Source organism: Armatimonas rosea, assembly GCF_014202505.1.
Lineage (GTDB): Bacteria > Armatimonadota > Armatimonadia > Armatimonadales > Armatimonadaceae > Armatimonas > Armatimonas rosea.
The window spans coordinates 675,503-695,673 of sequence record NZ_JACHGW010000002.1; the positions used below are offsets into that span (position 1 = coordinate 675,503).

At 57.2% G+C, this 20,171-nt stretch carries 14 protein-coding genes; all 14 read right to left on the reverse strand.

Annotated elements, in window-relative coordinates:
- Window positions 1-19: 19 nt before the first annotated feature.
- The 14 genes from HNQ39_RS11025 to HNQ39_RS11090 all read right to left on the reverse strand — a co-directional run bounded on the left by HNQ39_RS11025 (window position 20) and on the right by HNQ39_RS11090 (window position 20,120).
- Complete coding sequence (locus tag HNQ39_RS11025) at window positions 20-715, reverse strand: endonuclease NucS domain-containing protein (RefSeq protein WP_221289946.1); 696 nt, start codon at window positions 713-715, stop codon at window positions 20-22.
- Between the two features lie 28 nt (window positions 716-743).
- Window positions 744-1,805: a hypothetical protein gene (locus tag HNQ39_RS11030; RefSeq protein ID WP_184195376.1), complete on the reverse strand. Its 1,062-nt coding sequence runs from the start codon at window positions 1,803-1,805 to the stop codon at window positions 744-746.
- A 56-nt stretch (window positions 1,806-1,861) separates the two neighbouring features.
- A complete protein-coding gene (locus HNQ39_RS30560; RefSeq protein WP_184195379.1) occupies window positions 1,862-3,751 on the reverse strand; it encodes an AAA family ATPase in 1,890 nt (629 codons plus the stop codon).
- On the reverse strand, window positions 3,748-5,847 hold the full coding sequence (locus HNQ39_RS11040) for a pentapeptide repeat-containing protein (protein ID WP_184195382.1): 2,100 nt from the start codon (window positions 5,845-5,847) through the stop codon (window positions 3,748-3,750). The genes HNQ39_RS30560 and HNQ39_RS11040 overlap by 4 nt, the downstream gene beginning before the upstream one ends.
- Window positions 5,844-8,324 carry a class I SAM-dependent DNA methyltransferase gene (locus tag HNQ39_RS11045; RefSeq protein ID WP_184195385.1) on the reverse strand — a complete coding sequence of 827 codons (2,481 nt, stop codon included), beginning with the start codon at window positions 8,322-8,324 and terminating at the stop codon, window positions 5,844-5,846. The genes HNQ39_RS11040 and HNQ39_RS11045 overlap by 4 nt, the downstream gene beginning before the upstream one ends.
- A gap of 11 nt (window positions 8,325-8,335) precedes the next feature.
- Window positions 8,336-11,068 carry a DEAD/DEAH box helicase family protein gene (locus HNQ39_RS11050; RefSeq protein ID WP_184195388.1) on the reverse strand — a complete coding sequence of 911 codons (2,733 nt, stop codon included), beginning with the start codon at window positions 11,066-11,068 and terminating at the stop codon, window positions 8,336-8,338.
- Window positions 11,065-12,207: a Fic family protein gene (locus tag HNQ39_RS11055; RefSeq protein WP_184195391.1), complete on the reverse strand. Its 1,143-nt coding sequence runs from the start codon at window positions 12,205-12,207 to the stop codon at window positions 11,065-11,067. Before HNQ39_RS11055 ends, HNQ39_RS11050 begins: the two co-directional genes overlap by 4 nt.
- A 321-nt stretch (window positions 12,208-12,528) precedes the next feature.
- Window positions 12,529-13,416, reverse strand: coding sequence for a phosphatidate cytidylyltransferase (locus tag HNQ39_RS11060; RefSeq protein ID WP_184195394.1), 888 nt, complete (start codon window positions 13,414-13,416; stop codon window positions 12,529-12,531).
- On the reverse strand, window positions 13,403-14,254 hold the full coding sequence (locus HNQ39_RS11065; protein ID WP_184195397.1) for an endonuclease/exonuclease/phosphatase family protein: 852 nt from the start codon (window positions 14,252-14,254) through the stop codon (window positions 13,403-13,405). Before HNQ39_RS11065 ends, HNQ39_RS11060 begins: the two co-directional genes overlap by 14 nt.
- Window positions 14,245-15,075, reverse strand: a complete 831-nt coding sequence (locus tag HNQ39_RS11070; protein ID WP_184195400.1) for a nucleotidyltransferase family protein — start codon at window positions 15,073-15,075, stop codon at window positions 14,245-14,247. Before HNQ39_RS11070 ends, HNQ39_RS11065 begins: the two co-directional genes overlap by 10 nt.
- Before the next feature lie 70 nt (window positions 15,076-15,145).
- Complete coding sequence (locus HNQ39_RS11075; RefSeq protein ID WP_184195404.1) at window positions 15,146-17,272, reverse strand: carbohydrate binding family 9 domain-containing protein; 2,127 nt, start codon at window positions 17,270-17,272, stop codon at window positions 15,146-15,148.
- A 4-nt stretch (window positions 17,273-17,276) separates the two neighbouring features.
- The gene (locus HNQ39_RS11080) at window positions 17,277-18,551 is read right to left on the reverse strand and encodes an outer membrane protein assembly factor BamB family protein (protein WP_184195406.1); all 1,275 of its coding nucleotides are present in this window, start codon (window positions 18,549-18,551) and stop codon (window positions 17,277-17,279) included.
- Window positions 18,552-19,082 (reverse strand): SGNH/GDSL hydrolase family protein, encoded by a 531-nt coding sequence (locus HNQ39_RS11085; protein WP_184195411.1) that lies wholly within the window; start codon window positions 19,080-19,082, stop codon window positions 18,552-18,554.
- A 12-nt stretch (window positions 19,083-19,094) separates the two neighbouring features.
- Window positions 19,095-20,120 carry an Atu2307/SP_0267 family LLM class monooxygenase gene (locus HNQ39_RS11090; RefSeq protein WP_221289948.1) on the reverse strand — a complete coding sequence of 342 codons (1,026 nt, stop codon included), beginning with the start codon at window positions 20,118-20,120 and terminating at the stop codon, window positions 19,095-19,097.
- Window positions 20,121-20,171: the final 51 nt, after the last annotated feature.

Genomic DNA, 20,171 nt, shown 5'->3' on the forward strand with positions numbered 1-20,171 from the left:
GGGGTACTACCTTTCAGCTCTATGGATTCAGAGAGACGCTCTCGAATGAGAACTGGACTTGATAGGCGATCAGCGTGAGGTTCGAGATCGCACTAGCGGCGTAGCGTGTGCCTTCGGGGAAGTGTCTAGCCACCAGAATCCCACGGGGCGGCTTGCCGTCGGTCTTGGCATACCAGCCGAGATACCGGGCGATCTGGCCAACGGCAGCGTCTTTGGCATCGCCTACTTTCACTTCGATCACGACCCGCTCCCCACTAGCATCTTCGGCTAGGATATCAATGCGGCCCACATCGGTCGTCACCTGCCGACCGATGAACTTCAGCCCCGGCTCCAGAGCATCGAGATGATGAATGAGGTGGTCTTCAATATCACGTTCCAAGCTAATGGAGGTTTCGAAGTACTGAACGGCGGATGGTGCCAGCGTCAGCTCATCCCCTTCCCCATCACCCTCAGATTCTGGCTCCCACTCGTTTGGCCCATGCAGTTCCTCGGAGTAGAGTTCCATGCTGCCATCACTGTAGCGGTAGAGGAACTTTGGTGTAGAGGCGTGGTGAATGTAGGCTTTGGGGTTGTTGACCGCGCAGGCATAGAGGTGCGCCGTGAGAGTACCTGGTCTCCAGCGACCTGGATACTCCGTGTTAATATGGCGTGTCACTGCCTCCGCAGTCACTTTGCCACCTTGGGCTTCTACATAGGCACGGATCGCCTGAGACATTGTCATAATATATCTAAATACTCCAAATTTATGTTTGATTATACGAGGCAGGAATCGATATATGTGACGGTATGAATCCTTGTAATTCCACAGAATTACTCAATAAGTAATCTATATAGCCAGAATACAAAAAAGAATACGGCCATTTCCCTTTATTATTATCATGATCTGTTTTTATATATTGTATATGAGGAAGTAAATCTGAAAAATCTAAATGTTTATTCGCTCGTAATTGCTTGTTGATTTCATGTTTTATTCTGCCAACTACATGCTCCATAACGATATATCTCCATTGATCTTCAATTTCAAAAAGATACATGAAGTTTTTGGTGCGGTTTGAATGCCCTCCATTGCTTTCGATGACTTCTATATTGAGTACACCGTTCTGATTGCGACTGAATTTAACTTTGGCAACATTAGACACGGATTCATGGAACGGCAAGAAACTATCAGGTAGCCCATTTCCATACTTTATAGGATGTTTAGTACCTTTCAATGTACTGTTACAATGATGACAAGCAGGTAAAAAATTTTCAGGATGAATCGAGAGAAATGGAAAGGTGGCTTTTGGAAAAAAATGATCTAATGTGTGTGCTGAATGATTATTCTTCGGAGGAGGCATAAGTTGATCACATACAGGACAGACTAGTAGGTCTCTATTATGAATCGAAAAATCGTATACAAAGTTTGATCGATTGGATACCTTCAGGGGATTTACATTGAAACCTGGCTTGCCGTCAAAGACATCTGAGTATAGATAAACCATTAATTCTTGAATCGTTCTGTCAAACCATGGACTATCTTTCGTTACAACAAATTTAAATATAAAACTCGGATCATTTATATGTTTCCTAAATTTAATATCATGACAAAAATCGTCAATAATAGAATATATGCGTGGTGATCTTGGCATGCACTGAGCTGCCTCTACGGAACTACTTAACAATTTCCGAAGTTTTGGTTTATTCCATATCCATTTTTTTGTATCATCGCCAAAAAAATTGGCTAGTTGATTTTCATCAAGTGGAAATATTGTAATTGGATCAACGATAAATTTCAGTATTTTTTTCTGAAGCTTTAACGTATACATCACATTTTTATGATTAATAGGGCGATAAATTTCATGTAGCAACTGTGGGGATCCTTCTATTCTAAATCAGTATTGTTTCTTATTGCAATTAGTCGTTGGTGAAATTCAAATCGATAGTATCCAGATCCAAGTTTGTTATAAAGGAGTTCGATTGCTATGGCTATGTTTTTACTACTCAGTTCTCCTAGTGCACGAAGAACTTCAGGAATTCGTTTTTGAAGATCACTTTCCGAGGGGGCAGGTACACGTCTGGCACGATATGCGTTCTCAACTGATTTTATAAATTTGGCAAGAGTATCATTACTCTCATTATTCCACCAAAGTTCAATATCCTCCGGGTTCTCAGCAAGGACAAGCACCATATCCAAGTACTCTGAGGCGCGCTGACCGATGCTGTCGGGCGCGTTGAAGACATCCTGGAGGATCTCGGTGGGCGAGGCTCCGAAAGTCTGAATGCGAGGCTGATTGGCAGTGACTTGCCCGTTGTCGTTTTGCAGCACGGTGACCTCGCTGGTGAAGGCGTCGGTGAGGGCAATGCTGGAGTGGGTAGTGAGCACGACATCGTTGGGATCGTCACCGAGGCTGTCGTCTACGATGTCCACCATCTGGCGCTTCCAGAAGTCGTTGAAGTGGGTCTCGGGCTCATCGAGGAGCACGAGAGCGTCTTTCTCGTCGCGTAGGAGGTAGAAGAGTGCCATCCGGCCCACGAAGACACGCTCACCATCACTGAGAGAGTCGAGCAGCAGTAGGTTCTCCACGCCATGTTTTCGTAAGACTAGCTGCATATCGTGTAGGTTAATCAGGCCACGTAGGTGCCATTCGTGAATGGTTTTGAAGGCTAAGAACGCCGTTCCGCCTAGTGCATTTAAGATGGCTCGTGCGGTATTATTCTCGCCGTCTGTTTCTTCACCTCGGTACATCGCCCTAAGATCAAAGAAGAGTGAGCGAGGATTGGCGAAGCTGCTATCATCAGGCATACCGGGTTCACTGAGGCGGCTGGTTGCGATGCCGATAAGTTTTTCCCAAGGTCCTTTTCGTCGTTCAGATTCGTCCTCGCGACCACCTGGAAAAGCGCTGTCAGGCTCCTCGACATGGATTTTGAGGGTGACGGGCCATAGGTAGCCAATCGTGTCAAGAATCCCCCGGAATCCACTGATGCGTTGCCCACCATCAGATTCGTCGCGCTCTTTCAGAAACTTCTGGCGCAGTTCGTCGGTCTTGAGAGTACTCTCGAACTCCTCAGCAGCTTGCGAGATGGCCATGACGATCATAGCGAGGCGGAGGGCATTATGGGTGACATGTAGGCCGATGCTGGCCTCCGTTATATTGTTGGGACGTGGGTTGAGGGAGATAGCATGGGGGGAGAACTCCTCTGCATCGTTGGAGGGGGCGAAATCTTCCTCTAACCCGCGTCGGTGCGACCCAAAGAGACTCTCCCAGGCTCGCGTATTACCTGATGTGTAGGAAAGCATCACCCGAGGTAAAAAACCTGTACTGCCAGGAAAGCTTCCCATATAAACATTACTAAATCCTCCACGTGCGATTAATGCTTCCTGAACGGATTGTGTTGGCCCTTCAAAGTGAATATTATCAAAATCTCTGATTTTATTTTTTAGTATCTCTGGAGAAAGAATTTGGAGACTCTCCATTAGTACTGCTCGGGATTTAAGTCCGTAACGCGAATGTAAAATAAGTGTGCGATTATCACTTTTATCTGTCGCTCCTATATCCCATGCCAAAGTAACTGGGAATGGCGGGACTGTACGGCTTTCCAACGACAGAAAAACATCGGCAATTGCCTGGAGCAAACGACTCTTTCCGCTTCCATTAACTCCAACAACAAAATGAATCGCACCTGGTCGCCCTAAAATCTCCTCATGCCCAAACGTTAGAGTTACATCACTTAGTGGGGGAAGATTTTCGACATGGAAATAGCGTAGTCTCACAGGTCACCTATTTCGGTTTTTATGTAACCAATGGCTCTCAACAGATTTGCTCCAAGTAAGTCGGCATTATCTAAGTTTGCCCCTCGTAAATCAGCATTCTCCAGGTCTGCACCTGTTAGAGTTGCATAAGATAAATCAGCATTTCGAAGATTCGCCCATCGCAAATCGGATTGCTTCAGGTTTGCTCCACGCAAATCCGCACTTTCGAGATCAGCACGATTTAAAATCGCACCAGACAAATCGGCTCTTCGGAGATCTACCATCCGCAATTTGAGCCCAGCCAGATTTCTATTTCGAAGATCGCCTTTAGGCAAGATGTCATTGTATTGTAAGTGTTCATCGTTTCGAATTGCTCTATAAACGATCATATAACTTTGTTTGTCAAAAACAGTTTGACTTGGTAGTTCTTTTCCAACTGCAACAATTAATCCAGCTTCAGAAAGCGTTTCCAATGCCCGCTGGATCATAGGAATCTGGCTGCGCTGAAGCGGCTCACGCTGTGCTAGGAGCTCTGCTGTCCAATACCGCGACGCATTTTCGGTTATACCAGCCAAAACCAACTCTTCCAAAGACCCCTTTATCTCCGCCAGCGCCTCGGGCCGCCTTGCCTTCAGCGGTAGATGCTCACGCCACCTATTCATCGCGTAAACATGAAAGAACTCCTCGATCTCCATGGGCTCATCGTCCGGCTCCTTGGTCCAAGATGCTTGCGAAGAAAAATCGCTTTCCACATCAGCCAAAAGCCAGCGAGACTCACCTTCAAAATCAGATTCGTTTTGTGAATCAATCTTCTGTTGAGTAACCGAAACCGCTTCCTGTTTCTCCGGTGTACTCTTACGCCAAGCCTCAGTAAGATTACCTAGGAATGCGTTTATTGCAACTGACTGAATTAGTTTGTCCGCTTCAGATAAACCATTTTGAATAAAATCGAATATTTCACGCGTCCAACGCGCACTATCAACAAATGAATCTTGTAATTTTCTGGGGGGAATCAGAAATGGCAAAGCGGCAAAGCGTGATGCGCCAAGATGAGCGATACTAGAAGTTTTCGAGCCAATGCGAGCAAATTCTCCACGTCGATAATAATATAAGAAAAGAGACAAGGCAAAAACAGGAGTAACTTCATCTGATTTTCCGCGAAAACGAATCAGAGTATTCTGAAAACAACAATCTGGAATCTCACCTCTCCACATGGCAGGACGCCCTACAAGTTCAGAACTCTGTCCCTCATTTAGAAGAATATCACCATACTCTAAACGATAGATTTTAAAGTCTCGATCATCAAAATCCATTTGAAGTACATCAGATATATCAATGCGATCCTCAAAAACATTTGCAACACGGAGATATGGCTTAAAATGTTGTCCTGTTTGGTATTGAGGTGTTCGTTGCCGCCCTAGTTGCACTAAGCCAGCATCACCCACGCGAACCTTCTGCCAACCTTTTGGGTTTTCGGTTGGATCTCCAAACATTTCATGAAACAGCGCAGGCATCAGGTCCCGCGCTCCCCAGACTCGTTCCTTCTTCCCCTCGCGCTCCACCCAACCCCCTTCTAGCATGAGCCGTCGGTCGTCGCGGATTTCTTCGGCGAGGGAGAGGATTTCAACGATGCGGCGCTGCTCGGCGAGAGGGGGAAGAGGAATTTTTACGCTCCGTACATCGGCGTCGCTCACTGCCGGATACGTTTGCCCACGCTCAAGCTTTGCGAGGTTCTCTATGAACTGTGCCGTTCGCACAAAAGAAAACAAAAATGTGGGATCAATGAGCGAAGTGTCAGGTCTGAGAACGCAAAATCCCGTAGAGCAAATCTCACCATCTAAATCTTCGGGCACCAGTGTAACGGCATTGAGACGAGGACGAACAGTGGAAACCAGTACATCGCCCGCGCGAACAACCTGCCGAGCTCTGCTTGGTGCTTCCAAGTTCTGAACTTCTTGAGCCGCTGTGATGCGCTTCGATACAGAGTCTAACGACGAAATATCGATATAGCGAAAAGTTCCCTCTCCCTTACTGGCAGGATTTATTGAATCCACTGATGAGCAGAGATGGCCCAAAGGGGGCATGAGCCAGGAATCAGGAAGCTTTGGCCGTTTCACGAAACTCCCTCCACCATCTCCAGCAGGCGTTTTAGCTTCTCCTGAATCTGTCCTTCCATCGCCTGAAGCCCCTTGATAATCTCCGCAGGCGGCGCGTACTCCTCGGTGTCTAGGTTCAGTGGACGGTAGCGCCCCGCCGAGAGATTCAGATCGTCTGCCTCAATGCAACCCCGCTCAAGATACACCGACTTTACCGTGCCATCAGGGTTGTAGATGCGATCATCGGCCAGAAACTCGGGGCGTAGGTTGCCATTAGCATCATGGCTCCCCTTGATCGTCTCCTCCTTGTTGGTCCACTCATCGTGCCGCGCCAACACGCGGACATCCACCCACCAGGAGCGCACCTTCTTCTTCTCCGGCTTCAGCGATGGTGCGACGGCACGTGAGCGTAGGAGTTGGACGTTGTAACCATCCAGCTTCATGAAGAGCTTGATCACTTCAAGCTGGTTGAAAAAGACGTGGTGCTCTGCCGTGAATCCGACACTGTGACCTGATTGCGGCCCCTCAAAAAGGTTCGTCGGTTGGGGGTGGTTGTACTTAGGAAGTCCCTCAGTGATAAACGCTGGTAACGTGTATAAATCCTCGTCCACAGAGTCGGCAGGAAGTACACGCTGGTCCAATAGATCAAGGGCTGCTCTAAGTGCTTTCCAGGCATGTTCCTCACTTCCATCGCCACGCTCCAGATTATTCTTGATCTTGCTATTCGTCCCAGTCAAACCAGCACGCAGATCCTTTAGTGCCGTTTGAAGCATTGCCTTCTCACTTGATTTGCGTCCCCGTTTGTTCGCATTAGCAGCCAGGACCAAACCATAATGTAGAATGACCAGCTCATCGAGAATGGGTATCGCAGCCTCGGAGACAGACCTGGTTGTCTCTGCAAGATCCTCGGGCAGATCGCGCCAAAGCTCTGTGATGCCACGGATCTGCCCTTCTTCAGGAGCCAAATGAGAGTACGAGGCGATCAGGTTGGTATCCACCGTGCGCCAGCGGGCTTGGTAGACCTCCGGCTGGAAGTACTCCTCCGACTCGCCCAGCGTCTCCCGGTTGCGGAACTTATGTAGCGCATCCCACAAATCGTTATCCCCGGTCGGTTGCCCGTTGCGCTTTGCATCCAGCGAGTAGCCATCCGACTCCACCTCGTAGAACCAGACACGCTTTGTGCGTGGCATCTCCTCACGCTTGTGCTTCTGCCCCACCTTCTGAAAGATCAAAACTGACGTTTTTACCCCCGTATAGGGCTGGAACACCCCACCTGGGAGTGAGATCACCGCCTCCAGTTCGTGCTCAAAGAGCAACTGACGGCGCAACTCGCGGTGAGCTCCAGCCGAGCCAAATAGCACTCCCTCGGGAATGATCACCGCCGCACGGCCACCCGTCTCCAGCAGATCAAGTAGTAACCAGACAAAGAGCAGCTCTGTCTTATTGGTTAATGCAACTTTGTTTTTCTTACCTGCCACCAGGAAGCGCTCGTGCAGATCTTCTTCATCAATGCTACCCGTGAACGGCGGATTAGCCAGTGCCAGGGAATACTCCGCCTGATCCATCAGCTTCGGCCCTAGCGCATCACGCAGGACAATCTCCGGATTCTCGATGCCGTGGAGGATCAGGTTCATCCACCCGATTCGTACCATCGTCCGGTCATTGTCGTAGCCCACAAAGTTACGGCCTGCTAGCGACTGCTCCGTCCCGATTCCCCCCGTGTAACGGTGCGGCGTACCGTCCCACTCGTAGACCACGCTTTCCGAGTCTGAGGCTTGCACCAGCAAGTGCTGGATCGTGTTGATCAGAAAGCCACCCGAACCTGCGGCAGGGTCTACCACCCGCTGGCTTGGCTTCGGATCGAGCAACTCCACCAGAAAGCGGATGATATGGCGTGGCGTGCGGAACTGCCCGTTCTTGCCAGACGTGCTGATCTCGCTGAGCAAGTGCTCGAAGATATCGCCCATCAAGTCCGCGTTGGCCCCACGCTTCCCCACCGCGTCAAAGAGTCGATTAACCATGCCAACTGCTTTGATTAGTGTGCTTGCCTTTTCAGGAGGAAGCCCAAAATAGGCATCTTCCAAATAACCGGCAACCCTTCGTTGGCTCTCGGCAGCTCCATTGCCCATTACCTCAAATGTCTCATCAAGGCGTCTCAACCATGGGAATACATATTGACTTAAGAGGTCGTGCTCTGGGTCTTGAGAAAATACTGACCAGCGACATGAATTATGGCCAGGGCAAATCCCATCAACTACTTCCCCATCAAGAATGGGATGGTGAGGCAACGTACAATTGCGACGTGAGCCGTACAATGAGGGCTTACCTTGTCCGCCTTTTTCAATCGGCTTGACTCGTTCATCGTCGAGTCCCTCCAAGCGCTTCAGAAGGATCAGATAGGTAATCTGCTCGATTGCCGTCAATGGGTTGGTCATCCCACTGGACCAAAACATCTCCCAAAGGTCATTGACCTGACTGCGTAGTTGTGGTGATAACATAATTCTTCTTTTTAGTTTCCATCGGCCAAGCGCTGTGCCAGGCTCAGGATCTCCTCTACACCACTGGCAGAGAAGAGGCGAGCCACCGGCCCGACCCGTGAGAACGGCGGCTGAGCCAAGTCGTCCTCGGAGAGCTGGGCTCCCTGGAGCACGGCATGGCGCACCGTACGGATGAACTGTACCTGGGTTGCCGTAAAGGTCGGATGATCCGCGATGAACGCATCAAACGCCGCCCGGATACGCTGCTCCCGCCCCGGTAGCCGATGAATTCCCAGGATATGGCGCAAGAGCGCCACCAGATCCGCATCCGGCTGCTCGTAGACCGTGCGCAGAGTCTCCTCCGTGATAAATAAGTCCGGCGAGTTCAACACCTCCGAGAGGCTCTCCTGCTCATCGTCGGTGAGTACCACCCCCTGGCGGAGCTTCTCCAGCGCGGGCACCTCCTCCACCAGAGTGCGGACATACGCCTCCACTTGCTCCTGATAGCGTGGTGCAAACGCCCCCTCACCCCCTGGCCCGTAGACAATCCAGCGCCGCTGTGCAATCGTATCGGGCAAGTTTAGCGTGATCATCTCGGACGATACCATCTGCCGAAAGACCATCAGAGGTGCAAAGACCTCACGGAGCTGCCGAAGCCGCCCCAGATCCAGCGCCCGCCAGAACCCCTCACTCAGCGCCCAGGTCCGAGTTGCCTCGACCGCTTGAACCTCGCGTAAGTTCGCGGGAAGCCGTGCTAAATCCTGCCGCACCAACTCCCGTAAGCGCTCGATCTCTTTAACCTCACCTGTCAGCCAGGCGACAGCGATCTGCTCCACCCGTAGCTCAAAGAGCATCACCGCAAGCTGCACATCGGAGAGGTAGCGCAAGAGCGGCGCAAGAGTACTCTGGAGAGTTGTGAGTGCCTCATGGGTAAGGGGATTCTCAAAGCCTGCCCCAGAGCTCCAGTGCGCCAGCTCATCGGCATGCACGCGGATCACAGGCAGATCAGCAGGGAGCGCCGCCAGCATCTGAGCAAGACGTGCAATTGTCTCATCCCGCTCCGCGCCCGGTGAGAGTAAAGTGAGCTTTGTCAGTCGCGTGCGAAACAGCCGCACGGGAAGTGGCTCACTCACGTGCTCACGCTCCCCCGTGGGCTGCATCTTGAAGAAGGCGAAGTTATCCCAGTGATCAATTATCAGGAAGTCCTCTTTGGCCTGCCCGTTGGCGGGATCGGTCCAGAGCCGGGTTCCTCGCCCGATCATCTGCCAGAACTTCACCTGGCTGTACACCGGCTTGGCAAACACCAGAGTCTGCACGGCGGGAATATCCACCCCCACATCGAGCATGTCCACCGAGATCGCCACACGCGGCATATCCCGGAACCGGAACTCATCGAGGAGCACCTCAGCCCGCTCCATGTGGCTGTCAATGATCTGGGCCATCCCCCGCGCCTGGAGGTTTGGATAGAGCCGATTGAAGCTCTCCCAGAGCCCCTTCGCGTGGTGGTGGCTCATCGCAAAGAAGATTGCCTTGGCGGGCAGAGTGCCCGTGGCATCCTTGCGACACTTGTCCATGAACTCGCGTACCATCGCATCATTGGTACCCGTGTTACTAACCCTCCGCTCCAGCTCCGAGCCCTCGAAATCAATATCGCCGAGATCTACCCCTTGCTGCTGGAGCTGCTCCAGCACCTCCGGCGGCAGTGCCCCCGCCTTGATCCCCGTGATCTGGAACTTCGTCTTCGCCTCAAGCACCCGGTAGTTGACCAGATAGCCCTCCTCGACTGCTTTGCCGAAGGGGTAGTGGAACGTCGGCAGGCCATCTGGGCAGTTGAACAGCTCGAAGGTGTTGTGGTCTATAAAGTCCGTTGGGGTCGCTGTCAGCCCTAGCTGTACGGCATCGAAGTGCTCAAAGAGAACTCGGTAGCGGTTGTAGATCGAGCGGTGGCTCTCATCCGCGATAATCAGATCGTAGTAACCCGTGGAGAGGCTCTGGTAGACCTGCATCATACTGGGATAGGTGGTCACATGGATACGCGCATCGGGGTCAACGGTACCGCCCTCAATCCGTGTCCGTGGCTCGTGGGGTAGGTATTCCTTAAAGGTTCCCAGCGCCTGACGCCCCAGTGAGCGACGATCCACCAAAAACAAAACCCGCTGTGCCCAGCGTGCCCGCAGAAGCACATCCACAATCGCCGCGGCCACACGTGTCTTGCCCGTGCCCGTCGCCATCACCAGCAAACACCGGCGCTGCCCACTCTCCAGCGCCTCGGTCACACGCTTCACTGCTTCCACCTGATAGGGCCGCCGGTAGCCCGCAATCGAAGTGGAGATGAAAACACCAGCAAGTGGCTGTTGGTACTGTCGCAGGAAACGCAGCCGCTGCAAGTCCTCCCGCGTGTGAAACCCGGATACGAGTCGGGGCGGTGAGTGTGGCCAGTCCCAGAACCAGATCTCCCGCCCATTGGTCAGGTAGAGAAACGGAACTATACCAAAGCGCTGCTGGGTGAGCTCAGCATACTCCCGCACCTGCTGTTGCCCCGCAATCGCATCGCGGCTAGAGCGCTTCGCCTCCACAATCGCCAGCGGCTGCTCCTTGTCATCTAAGAGCACATAGTCCGCAAAGCCACGTGTCTCCAGCTCTTCCGCTGAGTCTAAACTGCCCTTCAGCAAAAATTCTGTCACCGTGTTGCGGGGTGTAAGGTGCCAGCCACTCGCCGCAAGCAAGCGGTCTATCTGGTGCTGCCGTGTCTGTGCCTCGGTCACGAGCGTGCCTCCAGCGCAGCCAGGATCGGTATGGCGACATAGACCTTCCCCCAGGAGCGCCCCGTCTTCTCGATCAGCACTCCCTCACGCTCCAGATACGCGATTACCTGCCGCGCCGTAGGATCGGAGACCTCCAGCAGCTCCTGAACACGCAATGCGGTCACATAGGGATTATCAAAGAGCGCATCCAACAGCGCCACTGCCCGTGGCTTGGAGCGCAGCTTCTCCCGCAGCTCCTCGCGCAGCGCAAACAGCTTCCCTGCCTGCACCACACCCTTCTTGGCTGTGACCGCCACACCCTCCAGAAAGTACATGAGCCAGCCCCGCCAGTCTGCGTGTGTACGTACCCGCTGGAGCGAGTCGTAGTAGCCCTGGCGGTGCGCCTCGATGTACTCCGAGAGATAGAGCAGTGGCTGGTCCAAGCGCCCCCGCTCGATCAGAAACAACGTGATGAGCAATCGCCCTACACGACCATTGCCATCCAGAAACGGGTGGATCGCCTCGAACTGCTCGTGGAGCAAAGCGCACTGAATCAGCTCGGGGAGCGTGTCGCGCTCATGGGCAAAGCGCTCCCAGTCCGAGAGGCAGTCCATCAGGTGCTCAAGGGGCGGTGGCACATAGGCAGCCGTTGCCAGCGTGCTCCCCGGAGCCCCGATCCAGTTTTGAGAGCGCCGAAACTCACCAGGCGTTGCTACATTGCCGCGCACCCCCTCCAGTAGCTTGCCATGGATCTCGCGTACCAAGCGGAGCGAAAGAGGCAGCTCTGAAAGCCGCTCTATACCGTACTCCAGCGCCGTGATGTAGTTACGCACCTCACGCAGGTCTTCCTCGACCGCCTGCCCAGGCTCTACTAGCTCATCCAGGAGCACATCGGCCACATCAGCACGTGTCCCCTCGATGCGCGACGACAGCACTGCCTCCCGCCGGACATACGGTTGGATCAGCAAGTGAGGGTTAGGAAGCGTGCGTCCCAGCCCCGCCAGCTCCGAGAGGGCAGCATCCGCCCGTGAGAGCGCCAAGACCAGCACGGGATCGTAGACCAGCTCGGGCGGCAAGGGCGCGGGTACAAAAGCCGCGTAGCCCTGCGGCGTCTGAACAACCCGCCCCGCATCATCATGAGTATAGTCTGCCGGGTCCATCTTTTAAAGAAAGATACCATGAATTTTGAAAGTGTACGACGCTTTGCAAAAAACTTGGAAAGTGCCCGAGAGGTTTTGTAGGTTCTGTAGCTTTGTGGTATAAGGAATCAGCGTAGGAAAGAGTCCTAAAAAATGGGTTCCTCCTTTCTCCAAAACTAAGGTACAAAACACACGCCGTTTTCTCTACGGGAAGGCACTTGTTGAGAAAAAATAGACCTCTCCCTTTCACGGAGGAGACCAGGGGTTCGATCCCCCTACGGGCTATACTTTTTTCTAGCAGCGCCAAACACGAAAACCACCGAGAACCGGTGGTTTTTTTGCTTATGGGCTAGGAGAAAAGAAAGTCGTCACCACTAAGACGACGGGCGGGGCGGTAAAGAGAAGGCTGTCGAAGCGGTCTAGGACACCGCCGTGGCCGGGGAGGAGTGCCCCGAAGTCCTTGATGCCGATCTCGCGCTTGAGCCCGGACTTGAAGAGGTCTCCCAAGGGGCCGAGGAGGCCGGCGAGCGCTCCGACGATCAGGCCTAGGATCGGGGAGCCTAGGAGTAAAGTGCCCACGCCCGTACCGACCAGCAGGCTCGCCAAGACGCCGCCGGCAAGGCCCTCCGTGGTCTTCTTGGGGGAGAGCCCCTCTGCCAGCTTGTGGTGGCCCGCGGCGCGCCCCACAAAATAGGCACCACTGTCCCCGGCCATCGTGCAGGCAAGTGTCAGCAGAAGCAGGCGTGCGCCGCCATCGAGCTGGGGGAGAGCTCCTTGGGGGCCGTACCAGGGGCAGAGACGCAGGAGGGTAACGCCTCCAAAAAGCGCGACATAGGCCCCACACAGGAGCCCGTAGGCAAGGTTCTTCCCCGGCTGGACCGGCCTACTGTGCGAGGCGACCCCGGTCTCCCAGAGGCTGGCCATGACCAGGGCACAGGCAAGGAGAAGCAGGAGGGGAAGCGGGGCGATCACAAGCCCCCTGCTCAGTGTCGGGCTGAGCTGAAAGACCGCCGCTGGAGTCAGTGCCCCCAGGAGCGAGAGGAGGGCATTGGGGTGGATGCTGAGCTGGGCATAGGCACGCTGGAGCTCCGACCGTGCGATCAGGGCAAGCACGACCGTAAAGACCGCAAAGGGAAGCGCACCCCACAGACAGACCCCCACGAGGAGGGGAACCCCCACCGCCGCGGTCAGGAGTCGCTGGGCAAGCGACGTAAGATTAGGCTTTGACATCGGTGTCCTCCGCAAACTCGACGAGGAGGGGATAGTGGTCCGAGGGATAGATATTCCCCCGGTGGTGGGTAAGTGTGGTCACCCGTATCACAGCATCGGGGCGCTGCTGAGGCCGAAACAAGACCCGGTCCAGCCGTCCCATCCAGCGTAGCCGCCCCGTCCCCCCGTGGTAGGTCTTCTCCGGGCCGACCCGCTCCTGCGCCACCTCCCAGGCATCTACCAGAGGCGGGTAAGGAGTCTGTGTGAGCTCCGCCCCGAGGTGCTTGTAGGCAGCGGAGCGGGGGGCGGCATTGAAGTCTCCCAGGAGGATCTGGAGCGAGCCGTCCCAGTGGCTATCGAGCATGCGGCGCAGGATCTTGGCGGAGCGCAGGGGGGCCCAAGGGAGAAAGTCCAGGTGGGCGTTGTAGATGGTGAACGAGCGCCCGGTTGCCTTCACCTGGAGCTGGGTCCAGTTGACCACGCGCGGGAGCCAGGTTCCCCGCAGGATGCTTCCGGGCGAGTCGGGGGTGTGGGAGAGCCAGAAGGCACTGCCCGCCGACGCGGTAAAGTCATCGGTGCGGTAGAGGATCGCGCAGTGCTCGCCGTGACGAGGCCCTTTTCCGCGCTGAAAGACCCGAGGCAGGCGTGAGTGGCCGCTCTCCGGGCCCTCGACAACGCTAAACTCGGGGAGGGCGTGGCGTAGGTCGTGGAGCTGGGGCGGGGTGGCCTCCTGGAGCGCGATCACACCCGCGCCCTGGCGAATCACCTCCAGCACCAGCGGAAGCCGCGCCTCCCAGGAGCCCGCCGGGTTGACCGCTCCGGCGTAGAGCAGGTTGAGGGTCATGACGGTCAGCGCCATGACTCTTCGATCCGATCCCGCACAAAGGCGTAGTCATCGGGCTCGTCCACGTCGATCGAGATGCCCGGATGGGGGACCAAGACCGGAGCGACCGTGAACCCGAGCTGCTGCGACGTAAACCGGGCGAGCTGGCGCAGGGTGAGGAGATGGAGAAGCTCCACCCCGACCATGTAGACCAGCGCCAGCCGCCAGCCCAGGGCGAGAGTGGTGAGGAGGGCGTTCTTGCGGCCCGCGTAGAACTTGTTGATCTTCTCCTGGAGCTGGGGGAGCTTGAGGAGCAGGGGGTCTACCAGAAAGAGGTTCCCGTGGCAGATGGCGATATCGCGGTAGCGGTTGAAGGGCTTGGTGAAGTGGCGGTAGGGCCCTGTGTAGCAAGAGCGCGGCACCACCGCGATCGCGAGCTGGGCATCGCCCGTGCGCGCGCTCGTCCCCGCCTCCAGAAAGTCCTGGATCGCGGCGGGGGTGACCAGGGGAAGGTCGGCGGTGATAAAGAGGACACGCTTCGAGGTGGCGAAGTGCTCCAGCCCCAGGACAAGGCTCTCCAGGAAGGTCGTGCCGCCTTCGATGAGGGTAAGCGGGCTGTCGGTCTTGTTGAGCGAGGCGGCGAGCTCCTGCTGCAAGAGCGCACATGGCCCCTCGACACAGATGCGCCCCACCGCGGGGACACTCTGGAGCGCCTCCAGCACGTACTGGATCGAGGCTTTCCCGTGGTAGGGCAGGAGCGCCTTGTAGCCGGGGACATAGCCCTCAAAGAGGGGGATCTGGTTGATACCACTCGCGAGGACAACGACGTCCAGTTTGTTATTTTGAGGAGTAGTCATGGTCTTGCACCTGCGTTATTGTCTCCGCTTAGGGCAGGAAAAGAATCTGCTCTTCGACGGAAGCTACTGCCTAGTAGGGCCGGACGAGCTTGAGGGTTGCCTGAGTTTTTGTGTTGTTGGCGTTGGGATCGCCCAGGATGACGAAGATATCGGCGCCGTTGGAGCGTGAGCGCTGGGTGTAGGCAAGGTAAAGATTTGTTCCGTTGCGCGCTCCCACATTGGCGGCGTTGCCACTGCCGTTCTGGGAGATCAGGCGGGCGGAGAGGGTGCGGAGCGTGTCGAGACGAAACGTGCCCGTGGCGATTGCCTGGCGCGTCGTTGTCGTGCCGCGCTTCTGCTGGTTGTAGCTGGTGCTCACCGAGAGGGGCTTGCTGACCAGGAAGCCCTGTCCGAAGTTCAGATCGGTGGTGGGAAGCCCGCCTTGACGGCCCTGCCCCACACGCAGGCCGCCGCCCTGAAAGAGGGTTCGCTGGTTCCAGCCCAGCCCGATCCCCGTGGAGAAGTCCTTGTAGCGCGTGGTGGCGCTGTCCTCGCGTCGGCCTTGGCTGGCATCGAGGGAGAGGCTCGTTCCCTTGCGGGTCTGGACACTGGCGGTGCTGGTGAGGTTCTCGTAGAAGAACGCGCCGCTGGTGAGGCGATCCGCTTGGTTGTAGTCGAGCTTGAGGTCGTAGGAGAAGAGGCGGCCCCGGTCGAACTGGTTGTGGAGCCCCGTGCTGACCGACCAGCCCTGGCGGTCCTGGTTCTGGATAAGCCCGAGCGTGCTGATAAAGTCCGCGGAGAGCTGGGAGCGGATGAGGGTGTAGGAGGGCTTACCATTGGTGGCGCTGCTGTTGAGGTAGAGAACACTATCGCTCCCCTTGGGCTGCGCTCCCAGCCAGGACTGCGTGCGGCGGGCGTAGAACGTGTTGCGCCGGTCCTTGGCCAGCCAGCCGTAGGTGCCGTGTGCCCGTGCGACCCGGCTGGCGACAAGGCCGTAGAGATTGTCCGCTGTCCCCGAGACCCCGACCTCGCTGTAGAGCCCGATCGCCTGCTTTAGGGAGAACGCCATGGCATCGCGGTCGGTCTTGGTGGAGCGTGCCTCCGAGGCGACAAGCCCAATCGACGTGGCACCGTCGCGTCCGACCACCTTCATGCCGGTGTCGAACTGGGGGATGCGCTGGGAGTAGAACAGGTCTGCATCGGGGAGGAACTCGCTGCCCTCGGCAAAGAACGGGCGACGGTCCGCGACAAACTGCTCGTTGTAGGAGAAGTTGACACTGGCGACATTCTGCTCGATGGTCTGGAAGTCCGGGTTGATCGCCATCAGCCCGGTGAGCGTTGTCGAGAAGGGGTACTTAATGTCCAGCCCGACCCGCCCGCTCTCGCCGTTGGACTTCGCGGTGCCGATGGTGTAGGGCAGAAAGACCGGCTTGGGAGTCGCATCGGGCATGGGCTGCGCGAGGTGGATATCGGGGGCGTTCTGTGCCAGGAGAGAGAGAGACTGTGCCTCGGAGGGAACCGCGGGCCAGATGACAAAGTTGGGCTCACGGGCGAGCTGGCGGATGAGCTGCATCCCAAAGACCTTGGACTTGGTGGGGTGGCGCATCAGGCCAAAGGGAATCGCCAGCTCACAGGTCCAGCCATCCGCGACCCGCTTGCTCGCCCCGCGCCAGTCGCCCGCCCAGGTGATGTTGTCCGCCGTCCCCCCTTCGAGCGTGTGGTAGAGCGTCCCTAGCGGGTTGATGGAGAACGCCGAGAGCCCACGGTGCTGGTGCTGGCTGTCGATCAGCACGGTGATATGGTCGTCGCCGTAGACCGCTCCGCTGCCGCGCTGGGTCTCGCTGGCACGGATGAGCTCGGGGTGGGAGTCGTGGCAGTGGAAGGCGACATAGAGTGTCTTGCCATCGGTGGTCGCCCAGGCCTCGGTACGCTCACTCACCGGGGTGCTGCCGCCAAAGCGCGCAAAGCTCTCGACCCGGAGTGCGCCCTTCCAGCACGCATCGGAGAGGTCACCGTCGAGCTGGGGCACGGTCTTCGTGGTCGGAAGCGTGTGGCTCTTGCGTGGCCCCGGCCCCGCGAGAGCGGCAGTGGGCACCAGGAGGCTCAGGACGATTCCAAACACCGTTAGGACGGTAAAGTCTTGAGAGAAGCGAACGGCGGAGGCACGACGCCCCAGTGCCCCACGTTCACCGTGCGGGCTTGTCTTGGTAAGGTGCATTATTTTATTTGCTTTTCACGCAGTAGAGCGTGTTGGCAGTGCGGATCAGCAGCCGATCACCGGCCAGAGCGGGCGTAGCCATACACATGTCGTCGTCGGTGAGGCGGTTGGTCTGGAGGAGCTCGAAGGTATCCCCCGCTTTCAAGACATAGCAAACCCCGTCCTCGCTCAGGCAGTAGAGCTTGCCCCCGGCGGCCCACGGCGACGACGTAAACCCGGAGCCGATCGGGAGGCGTGCTCGGTCGTAGAGCTGCTTGCCGGTCTTGGCATCGAAGGCACTGAACAAGCCTCGGTCATAGAGCACGTAGACGCGCCCCTCGTAGTACAGCGGCGACGGGTTATACGGCCCGGCGGTGGGGTTCGACCACGCGATTGCCGTCGCACTTCCCGTAATATCGCCGCTGGCTCCGGGGCGGATGGCGTAGAGTGGGCGCAGCGAGTCCCCGACATAGCCGGAGCTCACAAAGAGCAGGCCATCACCGGTGGTCGGGGTGGGAATGGTGATACTGGACATCCCCTTGAGCGACCAGAGCAGCTTGCCGTCTTGGGGATCGTAGCTCCGCACGGCGCGGGTGCCAGGGACCACCAGCTCGGTGCGCGGGCCGCTCTGCCAGACAAACGGAGTCGCCCAGTTACTCTTCTCGTCGCGCTCCACTTGCCAGAGGGGCTTTCCTGTCTTGGCATCCAAGGCCAGCAGCTCCGCGTGCTCGTCGTTGTCGTTGAGCAGAAAGAGCTTTCCCTGGTGCAAGACCGGCGAGGCCGCGTAGCCCCAGCCATTGCGCGTCTTGCGCGGCTCTAGCTTTTGCGACCAGAGCACCTTGCCCGACTTGGCATCGAGCGTGAAGAGCCCGAGGCCGCCAAAGAGCGCATAGACCCGCTCGCCATCGGTGACCGGCGTCTCGGCACCGTAGCTGTTCTTGAGGTGGACGGTCGTGGAGGGCGGGCCATGAAAGACGGTCTTTTCCCAGAGGAGCTTGCCGGTCGTCAGGCTCAGGCAGCTGACATTGAAGGAGTGCTCGTCCTTGGGGAGCTCCAGCCGCTCGCCACCAAAGTAGAGCCCTTTCCGGGGCTTCTCGCCCTCGCTCGGGCGGACAACGGCGGTGAGATAGACCCGGTCGCCCCAGACAATCGGCGACGACCAGCTCTTGCCGGGGAGCGCGGTGCGCCAGGCGATATTCTCGGTCGCCGACCAGCGGGTGGGAAGCGCACGGCTCGCCCCGACTCCTGCGGCGTTGGGGCCACGAAACTGCGGCCAGTGGGGGGTGTTTTGGAGAGGCATCTAGAAAATCCATTCCGCCAGCAAAGGCCGGGCGTAGTCGGTGAGGGCGAGGTAGGCGTCGTCGGTGAGGTGTAGGCCATCCTCAATAAAAAACTGTGCGAGGGGCGCGCCCTCGGGGAAGAAGACCGCGTTGCTCTCGACATAGAGATCGCCGGGGGCTAGCTGTGCGCCAATCGCGGCGTTGAGCGAGTCGATCTGCTCCCACTTGCCGAGCTTCTGGGGGGCTTTGATGATCCCAAAGTAGGCTAGCCGCGCGTGTGGCACCTGCGCTTGGAGGGTCGCGCGGCAGGCCCACACGTTGGCGATAATCTCGTGATCGGGGACCTCCGCGTTGAGGTCGTTGCTCCCACAGTAGAAGAGCACGACGTCCGGCGGCTCCTCGGTGAGCACGGCGGCGAGGTGCTCGGCCCAGAACGTCGTGACAGTCCCCCCGATCGCGCGGTTGACGACGCGGCAAGCCGGCGCGACAGCCAGGACACAGGCCCACTGCTCAAAGATCGAGCTTCCGACAACGAGGACAGTGGGCTGCATCTCTTGCTGTGCCTATCCATTGACCCGCGGTAGGACATCATCCCCGATGCGCCGGATCGCCCCAAGGACATTCTCATGCCCGACCATGGCCCCGTCGATCTGGATCGTCACCCGGTCGATCCCGCCGAGGTCATCGTTCACCCGCAGGATCTTCTCCGCGATATCTTTTGGAGAGCCCACCATCAAGGCCCCTTTCGGCCCACGGGAGTGCTCGAACTGGAGCTTGGGCGAGCCGTTCCAGCCACGCTCGCGCCCGATCCGGCCAAAGACCACCTCGTAGCCCGGGTAGAGAGTCGCCGCGGCTTCGTCGGTGGTCTCGCCCACATAGCCAATCGTGTGGATGCTGACAGAGGGTTTTCCTGCGGCGTGTCCGGCGGCGCGCCAGGCCTCCCGGTAGAGCTCGACATAGGGCCGGAACTGCGCGGGTTCGCCCCCGATAATCGCCACCACGAGAGGCAGGCCCAGGTTTCCGGCGCGCACAAACGATGCGGGGGTCCCCCCGACCCCAAGGCGGATGGGGAGCTGGGTCTGAACGGGGCGCGGGAAGACCCCCTGCCCGGTGAGGGGTGCGCGGAACTTGCCGCTCCAGTGGGCCGTGACACTCTCTCGGAGCTGGAGGAGGAGCTCGAGCTTCTCCGTGAAGAGGGCATCGTAGTCCCGCAGGTCGAAGCCAAAGAGCGGGTAGGACTCGATAAACGACCCCCGCCCGACAATGATCTCCGCCCGGCCCTGTGAGATCAGGTCGAGAGTCGCGAACTGCTGAAACACCCGCACGGGATCGTCGGAGCTGAGCACGGTCACCGCGCTGGTGAGCCGGAGGTGCTTGGTCTGGGCCGCGATCGCCGCCAGCACGACCGCGGGGCTTGAGGCGATGTAGTCCGGGCGGTGGTGCTCCCCGATCCCAATGACATGGAGCCCCTGCTGGTCGGCGAGCGCGGCGGCTTCGAGCAGCTGCTGCATGCGCTGCTCCTCACCGACGGGCAGCCCTGCGGCATCCAGGGAGGTCCCCACAAACGAATCTAGGCCAATCTCAATCATGTGCTGTCCCCTAATAACTGCTTCAGAGTTTAGAACAATTGTTATTTATCT

Bases quoted from the DNA above. Each gene is read 5' to 3' on its own strand.
- HNQ39_RS11070 (WP_184195400.1), bottom strand. From the start codon at position 15,075: ATGACTACTCCTCAAAATAACAAACTGGACGTCGTTGTCCTCGCGAGT.
- HNQ39_RS11085 (WP_184195411.1), bottom strand. From the start codon at position 19,082: ATGCAGCCCACTGTCCTCGTTGTCGGAAGCTCGATCTTTGAGCAGTGG.
- HNQ39_RS11030 (WP_184195376.1), bottom strand. From the start codon at position 1,805: ATGTATACGTTAAAGCTTCAGAAAAAAATACTGAAATTTATCGTTGAT.
- HNQ39_RS11080 (WP_184195406.1), bottom strand. From the start codon at position 18,551: ATGCCTCTCCAAAACACCCCCCACTGGCCGCAGTTTCGTGGCCCCAAC.
- HNQ39_RS11025 (WP_221289946.1), bottom strand. From the start codon at position 715: ATGTCTCAGGCGATCCGTGCCTATGTAGAAGCCCAAGGTGGCAAAGTG.
- HNQ39_RS11045 (WP_184195385.1), bottom strand. From the start codon at position 8,324: ATGTTATCACCACAACTACGCAGTCAGGTCAATGACCTTTGGGAGATG.
- HNQ39_RS11075 (WP_184195404.1), bottom strand. From the start codon at position 17,272: ATGCACCTTACCAAGACAAGCCCGCACGGTGAACGTGGGGCACTGGGG.
- HNQ39_RS11065 (WP_184195397.1), bottom strand. From the start codon at position 14,254: ATGGCGCTGACCGTCATGACCCTCAACCTGCTCTACGCCGGAGCGGTC.
- HNQ39_RS11060 (WP_184195394.1), bottom strand. From the start codon at position 13,416: ATGTCAAAGCCTAATCTTACGTCGCTTGCCCAGCGACTCCTGACCGCG.
- HNQ39_RS11055 (WP_184195391.1), bottom strand. From the start codon at position 12,207: ATGGACCCGGCAGACTATACTCATGATGATGCGGGGCGGGTTGTTCAG.
- HNQ39_RS11090 (WP_221289948.1), bottom strand. From the start codon at position 20,120: ATGATTGAGATTGGCCTAGATTCGTTTGTGGGGACCTCCCTGGATGCC.